7 protein-coding genes are annotated in these 11,994 nt (G+C 57.3%); 5 read left to right on the forward strand and 2 right to left on the reverse strand.

The features are described 5' to 3' along the window. Positions 1-33 precede the first annotated feature (33 nt). A complete protein-coding gene (locus tag CLV84_RS16920) occupies positions 34-1,953 on the forward strand; it encodes a serine hydrolase domain-containing protein (RefSeq protein WP_104420934.1) in 1,920 nt (639 codons plus the stop codon). On the opposite strand, the gene CLV84_RS16925 is transcribed toward CLV84_RS16920, so the two are convergent. Next, entirely contained in the window at positions 1,954-2,604 is a 651-nt protein-coding gene (locus tag CLV84_RS16925) for a protein-L-isoaspartate(D-aspartate) O-methyltransferase (RefSeq protein ID WP_104420935.1), read from the reverse strand. Position 2,605: 1 nt separating this feature from the next. Next, on the reverse strand, positions 2,606-3,070 hold the full coding sequence (locus CLV84_RS16930; RefSeq protein WP_104420936.1) for a pyrophosphohydrolase domain-containing protein: 465 nt from the start codon (positions 3,068-3,070) through the stop codon (positions 2,606-2,608). A gap of 388 nt (positions 3,071-3,458) precedes the next feature. On the opposite strand from CLV84_RS16930, the gene gltB reads away from it, so the two are divergent. The 4 genes from gltB to CLV84_RS16950 all read left to right on the forward strand — a co-directional run bounded on the left by gltB (position 3,459) and on the right by CLV84_RS16950 (position 11,987). Next, positions 3,459-8,012, forward strand: coding sequence for a glutamate synthase large subunit (gltB, locus tag CLV84_RS16935; RefSeq protein ID WP_104420937.1), 4,554 nt, complete (start codon positions 3,459-3,461; stop codon positions 8,010-8,012). An 87-nt stretch (positions 8,013-8,099) separates the two neighbouring features. After that, on the forward strand, positions 8,100-9,581 hold the full coding sequence (locus CLV84_RS16940) for a glutamate synthase subunit beta (protein WP_104420938.1): 1,482 nt from the start codon (positions 8,100-8,102) through the stop codon (positions 9,579-9,581). A gap of 56 nt (positions 9,582-9,637) precedes the next feature. Next, positions 9,638-10,624: an aldo/keto reductase gene (locus CLV84_RS16945; RefSeq protein ID WP_104420939.1), complete on the forward strand. Its 987-nt coding sequence runs from the start codon at positions 9,638-9,640 to the stop codon at positions 10,622-10,624. Between the two features lie 442 nt (positions 10,625-11,066). Continuing rightward, the gene (locus CLV84_RS16950) at positions 11,067-11,987 is read left to right on the forward strand and encodes a hypothetical protein (protein ID WP_104420940.1); all 921 of its coding nucleotides are present in this window, start codon (positions 11,067-11,069) and stop codon (positions 11,985-11,987) included. Positions 11,988-11,994 lie beyond the last annotated feature (7 nt).

The following is an 11,994-nucleotide window of genomic DNA, read 5'->3' on the forward strand; positions in this document are numbered from 1 at the left end:
ACGGGGTTCTGCCCCGCCCACCTTCGCACCCGAATGAATTGGAAGTTTTTCGCATTAGTAAGCTGTCTGCTGTTCTTCTCCGCCAGGGAGCCGGCATCCCAGGGCTGGGGGGATTGGGTGGTGGATTGGTTCACCCACCTGATCTGGGGAGAAGACGAGGAACCAAACCGGGAAGCAGAACATGTTTCTCCCAATTTGCTGGCATCCCTGTCCGATGTCCCCGCTTCAGATACCCTAACCACGCTCCACGGCTGGCCCGTGCTCAGCCTGGACGTGGTAGGTGACCTCGAACGCGGCAACCGACTGGAAAAATCCCTGACCCTCGTCCGCAATGAAGCAGGCCCGCTACCACTCGACCCGGCAACGCCCGTCCGGCTCGTTTACCGCGAGGGGGAACGCCCCGTCCAACTGGTCGAGATGGTCCGGCGGTTCGCCGATGTCCAGGAGGTCGCCTTCACCTCGGATCTGGTGACGGCGTTGCCGCACGCCGAGCCGATGCCAACCCTTGTCGTCGTTTCCGATGCCCCCGGCGTCGGCACTGGTTCGGAATGGTATATCCCCTTGCGGAGCATCGATAGCCTGACCCTAATTCATTTCGGAGACCCCACCCTGATCGATCCGCCTTCCTCCTGGAATTGGATCAACGCTCCCCTCCGTTCCCGGGAGAGCGAGACCCGCATCGCCCAGGCGATCTTCGGGGCCGCCGGACTGACGGGTACGCTGGCGGATGGTCGCGGCATCCGCCTGCGGGCTATCCGGGGCGGATTTCGGACTCCGGAGGCGTTGGGTATCGACCGCTTTCGCTTCGAGCGCATCGACAATGCAATCAACCGGGCCATCCGGTATGGGGCAACCCCCGGTGCCCAGCTGGCGGTGCTAAAAAACGGCCAGGTCGTATACGAGCGCTCCTACGGCTTTCACCGCTACGCCAAGGAGGAGGTGGTACGGGTTTCCGATCTCTACGACCTGGCTTCGATCACCAAAGCCGCAGCCACTTCCCTCGCCGTGATGAAGCTATACGACGAGGGGCGGATCGATTTGGATGCACGAGTCTCCACCTATTTACCGGAATACCGAAACAAGGTAGTCGGAAACTACCGTATCGATCAGTTGCTGACCCATCATACGGGACTGCAACCCGGGCTGCCGATTTATCCGTACTTCAACGATGACTTCATTAAGGACGAGTTCGACCCGCTGCACCGGCTTCCCCTAAGTGCCACGCGGTGGCTGGACGACCGTACCCCCGAGTTGCTGCGTCACACACTAGACCAAGTAGCCTATACTCGCCGCCCGGAGCACCGGTATAGCGACGTCAACTACGTCCTGCTACAGCTAATCGTTGAGCAGATCAGCGGCCAGCCACTCGACGTCTACGTGACCAAACACTTTTACGACCCGATGGGATTGCACCGGCTGGCTTTCCGGCCGCTGGAAAGGTTTCCGATCAAACAGCTGATCCCGACCATCGTAGACCGCTGGATGAACCGCGGCGAACTGCACGGCTACGTCCATGACGAAGGAGCCGCTATGATGGGGGGGGTGGCCGGACATGCGGGTCTTTTCGGGAACGCCCTCGATCTGGGGCGGCTGTTCCAACTACTCAACGATCGGGGGAACTACGCCGGTAAGCAGCTGATCTCCGAGAAGACCGTAGCGTTGTTTACCGCCCGGGGACCTTACAATTACCGCGCCCTTGGCTTCGACCGGCTGGCCGGTGGCTACGGTAGCGTAGTGGCCGCGGGGGCATCGGAAAACACCGTCGGGCATACCGGTTTCACCGGCACTTGCGTCTGGGCCGATCCCGACAACGATATGGTCTTCGTTTTCCTGACCAACCGTATCCACCCCGACCCGGCGAATGAGAAATTGCTCAAGTACCACACTCGAAGCGCCATCCACCGCGACGTGTATCACGCGTTGCGTTCCTATCGATCCGAAGATCCCGCCTGATTACGCCAGACCTTCCCGGAAGGGTACGAACCTACAGAGACCGAGTTCTTCCTCGGTGTAGGTATCCGCTGCGGTTCTGGTAATGCGGAGCAGTTGCTGCGTATCGCCTTCCGGGCCTACCGGTATAACCATCACGCCTCCTATAGTCAGCTGTTCTCGAAGGGGCTGCGGTACCTGTTCGGCGCCCGCGGTAACCAAGATCCGATCGAAGGGGGCCATTTCCGGTACCCCCCGGTTGCCATCCCGGAGGAAAAAGCGGATGCCTCGATCCAATCGAAGCTTTTTAAGGGTCAGCTTAGCTTTTTTGTAGAGCGGTTTATGACGTTCCACGGTGAATACCCGCCCCCCTAACAGGGAAAGAACGGCGGCCTGATAGCCAGATCCCGTCCCAATTTCCAGCACCTTCTGCCTGGGTAGTAACTGCAACGCGGTACTTTGCCACGCCACCGTGGTGGGCTGACTGATGGTCTGCTCGCAGTCGATGGGAAAAGGTTCGTCGCGGTATGCCCACTCGGAAAAGCTGCTGTCGAGGAAGGAATGGCGTGGGATATTGGCCATCACATCCAGCACGCGATTGCTGAACTCTCCGCCTCTTCGGAGGTCGTCGATAAGGCGCTTGCGCTGTCCGCGATGGCGAAAACCGTCCTCCATGTTACTTAAGTTGCCCGGCAAGATCGGCCGGCGAGTAGTTCACGTTTTTGAGCACTTTGTTATCCGCCACCCGGTAAACGAGGAAATGATCGCCAGCGGGTTCCACGCGGCCTTCTTGTTGTAGGGTTCGGTAATGTTCCACGGTGGCTTCCGCTTCCTTCAGGCTGCGGCAGGTTTTACTCATGTTAGACCGGTGTACCTCATCGAATATTGCCTTAAACTTATCGCCCAGGCCGAATTCCAGTACCGCGCCACTGAGTACGTACTGCAAATCGGCTAGTGCATCCGCCACTTCCACCAAATCTTCATCCTCGATTGCTTGCTGTAACTCCTCCAATTCTTCCCGCAGTAAATTAATGCGGAGAGCGGACCGTTCGGGCGCCGGAATCGCAGGAGCTTCAATAATCGGAACCCGAAATGTCCGGTGAAATTCAGCTACCGATTCCAATGCCTGGGGGCTTTTCATACATCTTGTTTGATACCGGGCAAATATAACCAACAACTACCACAGTTGAAAGGCCGGAATCAGCTACAAAAAGTTCGTGGAACATTACGAAAGATGACCGCTCAACGACTTGCCGAAAGCTTTTTTTAAGCTTAAGATTAATCGTAAGTGGGGGCACGCGTGATGATGATAGATAACAATCGATTGAAAAATGCCTCAATATTAAATTAAAATTACTCTAATTAATGTAATTGCAAATATTTATTCCATCACCATTCATAGGTAGCCATCAGAAATCTTGCTGGTGACTGGAAATCTTACCGGAATTAATGCTGTGGAACATTGTCGGCGCGAAGCATTCCGGGTATATTGTGTACCCACAATCACGTACAACCATCTAATCCGACCTATGCAATACCAAGCCGACACCCCCCGCGAGAACGGACTGTACGTTCCTCATCTGGAGTCCGATGCCTGTGGCACGGGGTTTATTGCCAACCTCAACGGGGAGGCAAAGCATAGCATCGTAAAGGATGCCTTATATATGCTGGCCAACATGGAGCACCGCGGAGCCTGTGGCTGTGAGCCCAATTCCGGCGACGGGGCCGGAATCCTGACCCAGATTCCCCACGAGTTTTTCAAGCGTAAGCTTTCCGAAATGGGTAAGGAATTGCCGGACTTCGGGAAGTACGGAGTAGGCCAACTATTTCTACCGGCGGAAAAAGAGTTGAGCCAGCGCTGCCGTTTTCTCTTCGAGGATTACTGCGATGAACTTGGTTTTGACGTGATCACCTACCGCAAAAACCCCCACGACGCCGATGAGGTCGGCCCCACGTCGGTTGGCGCCCAGCCGCGGATGGAGCAAATCTTCGTTCAGCCCCGGGGGGAGATGGAGCCTGGCGACCTGGAACGCAAGTTATACGTGTTGCGCAAATTTGCTACCCACCGCATTCACACCACCTACCCCGAAACCCGCGATCAGTTTTATCTCTGCTCTTTCAGCTACAAGACCATCGTATATAAAGGACAACTGACCACTTGGCAGTTGCCCGGTTTCTACCACGATCTCCAGGATTTGGGCTATAAGTCCGCCATTGCACTTGTGCATAGCCGTTTCTCTACGAATACGGTTCCCAAGTGGAAGCTGGCCCAGCCCTTCCGCATGATCGCCCATAACGGCGAGATCAACACGGTGCAGGGGAACGTCAACTGGTGGAAATCGAAGGAGAGTCTCATCCGTAAAACGTCCAAGTTCACGGAGGAGGAGCTGGACATGATCTACCCGGTTTGCGGGTCGATGCTGTCGGACTCGGCCAACTTCGACAACGTCCTCGAATTCCTTACCATGAACGGCATCAGTATCCCCCACGCCCTCATGATGATGATTCCCGAAGCGTGGCAGCACGACGAGGAAATGCCCGATTACAAAAAGGCCTTCTATGAATATAGCAAGGCGCTAATGGAGCCGTGGGACGGCCCTGCGTCTATCTGCTTCACCGACGGTATCCTGGTCGGCGCCACCTTGGACCGCAACGGCCTGCGACCCAGTCGCTACTGCCTGCTCGATGACAACACCCTGATCGTAGCCTCAGAGGCCGGCGCGCTGAAAGTAGACCAAAAGAAAGTCATTAAGAAGGGCCGTCTTCAGCCCGGCCGTATCCTGGTAGCGGACCTGGACGAGCACCGCGTGATCGGCGACGAGGAGTTGAAGGAAATCATTTGTCAGCGTTTGCCCTACCGCGATTGGCTCAATGAGTTCAAGCAGGACATCAACAATCTCCCCCTGAACCGCAAGGCCGAAGTCAGCATGGACCAGAAGACGCTGTTCCGGCGGTTGCAGCTTTTCGGGTACACGAAAGAGGATCTCAGTGTGATGCTGGAGCCGATGGTCAAACAGGGTACGGATCCCATCGGCTCTATGGGGAGCGATACCCCGTTGGCCGTGTTATCCTTACACAGCCAGCACATCGCGAATTACTTCAAGCAACTGTTCGCTCAGGTCACCAATCCACCTATCGACCCTATCCGGGAACGCAGCGTGATGTCACTGTATGCGATGCTCGGCAGTTCGAGCAATATCCTGCGTGCGGAGTCGGACAACGCCACGTATATACACCTGGACACCCCGATTCTCACCAACGATGAAGTAGCCAAACTGCGGGAATTGCATCACCGGAGCTTCCGGGCCGGGGTGATCAGTACCGTTTTTCCCGCTGACGGACAAGCCGGCCGCCTTCAGGCCGCAATCGAGCACATCCGCGCACAGGCCCAATCGATGGTGCAAAGCGGTTACAACATCCTGATCCTGAGCGACCGCGAAGCGGACAGTCACAGTGCACCCGTTCCCAGTTTGCTTGCCCTCGGTGCAGTCCACCACCACCTGGTAGAGTTGGGCCTCCGGGCCAAGACGAGTTTGGTCGTTGAGAGTGGTGACATCCGGGAAACCCATCATGTGGCTACCCTTATCGGTTACGGGGCCAGTGCCGTCAACCCGTACATGGCCTATGCTGCCCTCGCCGACTTGCACGCCCGTAATGTCTTCGAGGCGGAAGGCTACGAAGTGAAGGACGTAATCAAGATTTACCGCAAGGCGATCGGTAAGGGCGTACTGAAGATCATGTCGAAGATTGGCATCTCAACCCTCCAGTCGTATCAGGGGGCGCAAATCTTTGAGATTCTTGGACTTAACCGGAAAGTCGTGGATGAATGCTTCCGGGGGTCGATTAGCCGGATCGAAGGTATCGGGTACGACGGGTTGGCCAGCGAGGTCATGGTTCGCCACCGCCTGGCTTTCCCGAAGGAATACGTTCCGAATCCAAAATTGGAAGTCGGGGGCGTGTACCAATGGAAGCGCCGCGGGGAAGCCCACACCTTCAACCCGAAGAGCATTCACTACCTACAGATCGCCGCCCGGAAGAACGACCAGGATGCGTACTACCGTTACCGCGACGCCATCAACGAGCAGGCGGAAAAGGCGCTTACCCTGCGGGGACTGCTTACCTTCCGGAAGGGCGATCCTATTCCCGTCGAGGAGGTTGAACCGGCTGAAGAAATCATGAAGCGATTCGCGACCGGGGCGATGTCGTTCGGATCGATCAGTTGGGAGGCCCATACCACGCTGGCGATCGCGATGAACAAGATCGGCGCCCGCTCTAACTCCGGAGAAGGGGGAGAGGATGAAATCCGCTTCGAACTAGACGAAAAGGGCCGGAACATGCGGTCGGCCATCAAGCAGGTGGCTTCCGGGCGCTTTGGCGTAACCAGCCATTACCTCACGAACGCCGACGAGCTCCAGATTAAGATGGCTCAGGGAGCAAAACCCGGCGAAGGAGGTCAGCTGCCTGGTCATAAGGTCGACGATTGGATTGGCCGGGTACGGAAATCGACCCCCGGAGTGGGCCTCATCTCTCCGCCGCCCCACCACGATATCTACAGTATCGAGGATTTGGCTCAGTTGATTTTCGATCTGAAAAATGCCAACCGCCGCGCCCGCATTAACGTCAAACTCGTATCCAAGGCCGGCGTCGGGATCATTGCTTCCGGGGTCGCCAAGGCGCACGCCGACGCTATTCTCATTTCCGGTCACGACGGCGGTACCGGCGCCAGTCCGCTCAGTTCGATCCGGCACGCCGGATTACCCTGGGAGCTCGGCTTGGCGGAAAGTCACCAAACCCTCGTCCGCAACAAATTGCGCGACCGGGTAACGCTGCAAACCGACGGCCAGATCCGTACCGGCCGCGACCTGGTAATTGCCACGCTGCTCGGTGCGGAGGAGTACGGCGTAGCCACCGCAGCGCTGGTCGTGGAGGGCTGCATCATGATGCGCAAATGCCACGTTAATACCTGTCCGGTGGGTATCGCAACCCAGAATCCGGAGTTGCGGAAGCGCTTCACCGGCGATCCGGAACACGTAATCAACTTCTTCCGCTTCCTCGCCGAGGACATGCGCACCATCATGGCCGAACTCGGCTTCCGCACCGTCAATGAAATGGTGGGCCGGGTGGAGCACCTGAAAATGAACAGCGAGATCGAGCACTGGAAGTACCGCAGCCTCGATCTTAGCCCGATCCTGTACAAAGAGGTAGCCGACGAGACCGTAGGCCTTTACAAACGGGTGGAGCAGGATCACGGCATCGACGACGTTCTGGATCGCCGACTGATTACCGCCGCCAAGAATGCCCTGGAAGAAATGGAACCGGTGACGGGTAGCTTCGACATCAAGAATACCGACCGCAGCGTCGGCGCCATGCTATCCAATGAGGTGAGCCGCAGGTTCCACGCCGAGGGACTTCCCGACGGGGCGATCAAGTTCCGGTTCCGGGGTTCGGCCGGTCAAAGTTTTGGCGCCTTTACGGCTAAGGGCATCGAGTTCCTTCTCGAAGGGGAGGCCAACGACTACTTCGGCAAGGGACTTTCGGGAGCCCGCCTCATCGTCGTGCCGGATCGCATTTCTACTTTCGATCCCCACGAAAACATCATCATTGGCAACGTGGCCTTTTACGGGGCTACCTCGGGCGAGGCTTACATCAAGGGCATGGCCGGCGAACGGTTCGCGGTACGCAACTCCGGGATGAAGGCCGTCGTCGAGGGGCTTGGTGACCACGGTTGCGAGTACATGACGGGCGGCGTGGTCGTCGTTCTGGGTCAGACCGGTAAAAACTTCGGGGCGGGTATGTCGGGCGGAATGGCCTACGTATACGACCCGGAGAAGAAGTTCCACAAAAGCCTCAATACGGATATGGCCGACCGGGAGGAGTTAAACGATTTCGATCGCGATCTGCTCAAGCAAATGGTGCGTAATCACTTCGCCTACACCAGCTCCAAGCGGGCCCTGGATATGCTGAATAATTGGGAAGCGGAGGAAGCGCAGTTCGTCAAGGTGATGCCGCGCGATTACAAGGCGGTACTGGAGAAAAAAGGTGAAAAGCCCGACGTGACGGTGAAAGTCGCCGCGGTCAGCTGATCTATCCATCTCCCGCCCTTGGGGCTATTCTCCACTTATTCATTACTACAAGCCACGCCCGCCAAGCTGGGCAACAAATTAACAACCATGGCAGATCCCAACGGATTTCTCAAGTACACGCGTGAATTGCCCGACAAGCGCCCCGTCGAGGTGCGCAAGACGGATTGGCAGGAGCTTTACGAGCCGATGTCGGAAGAGCGGACCATCACCCAGGCCAGCCGGTGCATGGACTGCGGCGTGCCCTTTTGCCACAGCGGATGTCCGCTCGGTAACATCATTCCCGAGTTCAACGACGCGGTGTATGAAGAGGACTGGCGCGAGGCCTTCGAGATCCTAAGTTCCACGAACAATTTCCCCGAGTTCACCGGGCGTATCTGTCCCGCTCCCTGTGAGTCGGCCTGCGTGCTGGGCATCAATCAGCCCCCGGTGGCCATCGAGCACATCGAGAAAAGTATCGCCGAGGAAGCCTTTGAACGCGGCTACGCCCGCCCGAACCCACCCGCCAGCCGCACCGGTAAATCCGTTGCCGTGATCGGATCCGGGCCCGCCGGACTGGCCGCCGCCGCCCAGCTCAACAAGGCCGGACACACGGTAACGGTTTTCGAGCGCAACACCCGGATCGGGGGATTGCTGCGCTACGGTATCCCCGATTTCAAAATGGAAAAGTGGGTCATCGACCGCCGCATCGAGTTGATGGCCGCCGAAGGGGTGAAGTTCCGCACAAACGCAAACGTTGGGGAGAACGTCGACGCCCGGCAGCTTGTCCGGGAGCATGACGCCGTCGTACTTGCCGGCGGTTCAACCATTCCGCGGGACATCCCCAGCGAGGGGCGGGAAGCCCAGGGCGTACACTTCGCGATGGAATTTCTTGAGCAGAACAACAAACGGGTAGCGGGAGACGACCTCAGCGACCTGTATGAGATTCACGCCCGGGACAAGGACGTCCTCGTTATCGGCGGGGGAGACACCGGAGCCGACTGCGTCGGCACCAGCAACCGCCACGGCGCGCGCTCCGTCACTCAGATCGAAATCATGCCCATGCCCCCCTCCGAGCGGACCCCGGACAGTTGGCCCAACTGGCCGATGATCCTGCGCACCTCCACCAGCCACGAGGAAGGCTGCGAACGGGAATGGGCGGTGCTGACCGAGGCCTTCCTGAAGGACGACGAAGGCCACCTGCGGGCGGTCCGAACTGTCAACATTCGCTGGGGCAAAGACCAAACCGGTCGCAACACCTTCGTCAAAATACCGGGTAGCGAACGGGAACTTCCTTGTCAACTCCTCCTCATTGCCGCCGGCTTCATGCATCCCCAGCACGAAGGGTTGCTCGACAAGCTGGGGGTCGGCCTGGACGCGCGGAAGAACGTAGCCGCCAGTCCGGAGCACAACTACCAAACCTCCGTGCCGAAGGTGTTCGCCGCCGGGGATATGCGCCGCGGGCAGAGCCTGGTCGTTTGGGCGATTGCCGAAGGACGGGAGTGTGCTCGCTCGGTGGATGCGTTCCTGCGGGGTGGAGAGTCCGTGCTGGAAGGCCGCGACGAGGGCCGGCTGGAACTGGATTTTGCCTGATTCGGAAATCTTCGCACCTGCGCGCCGTCGCCCCGTTAGCACTGGAAAATACCAGCATGAATTATCGCAAACTAGGAAAAACCAATTTCGAAGTCAGTGAAATCAGCCTCGGCACCTGGCAGGTAGGTGGCAAGTGGGGCGACCCCTTCAACGATCAGGAAGCCGAGCGGATCCTCAACGAGGCCATCGACGGCGGCGTCAATTTCATCGATACCGCCGACGTCTACTCCGACGGGCTTAGCGAAAAGGCCGTCGGCAAGGTAGTCCGCGAACGCTCCGAATACATCTACGTAGCTACCAAGTGTGGCCGGCAGATCAATCCGCATACGAACGAAAACTACACCGTCGAGGCCCTCCGCGGCTACGTCGAGGAGAGCCTGCGCCGGATGAAGATCGAACGGATCGACCTCATCCAGCTGCACTCCATTCCTAACGACGTATACTACCGGCCGGAGATCTTCGGCCTCTTCGAGCGACTGAAGGAAGAGGGGAAAATCCAGCACCTTGGCGTAAGCGTGGAAAAGGTAGAGGAAGCCATCAAGGCGATGGAGTATCCCAACGTGGCGTCGGTGCAGATCATCTTCAACGTCTTCCGCCAGCGCCCCGCCGAGCTCTTCTTCGACCTGGTGAAAAAGCACGACGTTGGCGTCATCGCGCGGGTACCACTAGCGAGTGGCCTGCTGACCGGGAAATTTACCAAAGACACCACCTTCGGTGCGGAAGACCACCGCAACTTCAATCGCAACGGCGAAGCTTTTGATAAAGGAGAAACCTTCAGCGGCATCGATTACGAACAAGGACTGGCTGCGGTCGCGGAACTCAAGAAGCTCTTCCCGGGTCAGGAAAACTTGGCTCCCATTGCTCTACAGTGGATACTGAGCTTCCCTGAGGTAAGTTGCATTATCCCCGGCGCTTCCAAGCTGGAGCACCTCACATCCAATTTATCGGTCGCAGATCGGAAACCGTTGACTCCGAGCGAGATAGCGGCGATGAATAAAATTTACCAGGAACGCATCAAGCCTAGCGTGCACCAACTATGGTAAGCAGCAGGATCGCGAAAATCAGTAAACTTCCCGTGATGGCCAGGGCAATGTCCCTGCGCCGTGCGGGAGGGAATTCCGAGCGACGATAAACCGCCCGAAAGGCCGGGCTGTGATCCAGTTGTGCAGCAAGGATAGCCCGGTTAAGGCGACGATTCTGCAGGGTGCTACGGGTTGGTTTGGGTGTATGAGCGCGCATAGGCAACGGCCAGTTTTCTGTGGGTGAGTTGAAATCGGCCGCAAAGTTCGGAGCGATTTATATACGGCGCAAGGGGGTGAGCATAAATATAATTTTGTCACTTGGCTCAATTAGTTAAAGCTTCCGAATAGTATATGGCTCGGATGGCTATCAGCGTTCCCTGCTTTCACCGGTAAACCTGATCGCAAAATTCGTGACCGCCAAGGCCGTCACGTCCGGGTTTGCCGCAAAACAGATAAAGCAGCGATGGTCGGCAAAAAGCTAAAAGCTTTTGGTAAAGCTAAAGGATGGCACCGGGGTACGGATTCCGTTTTCGGACTGGAACATGGCTTCCAGGTCAATATTTTTCAGGGCGGAATCCTGGCAAACCCTCAGTTCAAGCTAATCTGCGTCGAGACGACGCTACTCGATCAAGGCACCCAATCCGCAATCGTTGAGGCCATAAATGCCCGCAAAGAAGAGGTGGGCTTTGCCTCCGTGGAAACGACCGACCGCTCGGTGGCTATTCGCTTTTTGGAAACCCTTCGCTCTACGAAGGTTGCTAAACTGGAGCAAGCGATCGCGCTACTCATCGCAACTTTAGAAACCTCCGGAGTGCGTCCGCATTTTTCGACATTTATCAACGAAGATGCGCGACTTGCCTACGTCCATAACGGCAAGGGTACCCTATTGAGCAAGTCGGAGCGTGAGGAACTTCAACGAAAAATCGAGCGGGAGAGCCAGCTGCGTAAGGAAGAAGAGCAGGGGTATTTATTCGGGGCCGTGGGTGCCTGTGCGTGGGGTACCCTGGGTGTTATCGTCTGGGTATTGGTCGCATATTACTTCGAGCTGATCACCACCTTCTTGGCCTTCCTGATTGCCATTTTGTCCGTCCACGGATACCGAAAAGCCGGGGGGACCATGGGCGGGGGCACCAAACCCGTCCTTATCGCCGTCAACCTACTGCTACTGGTAGCCGCCACCTTCTTCACCTTCTATATCGAATTGCACGGATACGACATGTCGATCCTGGAATCGTGGGTATACTTAACGGAAGACCCTTTGGCCCAGCGTGGCTTTTATGGGAACCTGGCGATGTCAATGCTCTTCGGGACGGTGGCCGTTTTATACATCGTGTCGGACGTAAATACCAAGGGGGATTTTTTAGAAACGGCGAGCGTGCTGTAGCGGAGCC

The organism is Neolewinella xylanilytica, assembly GCF_002934605.1.
Lineage (GTDB): Bacteria > Bacteroidota > Bacteroidia > Chitinophagales > Saprospiraceae > Neolewinella > Neolewinella xylanilytica.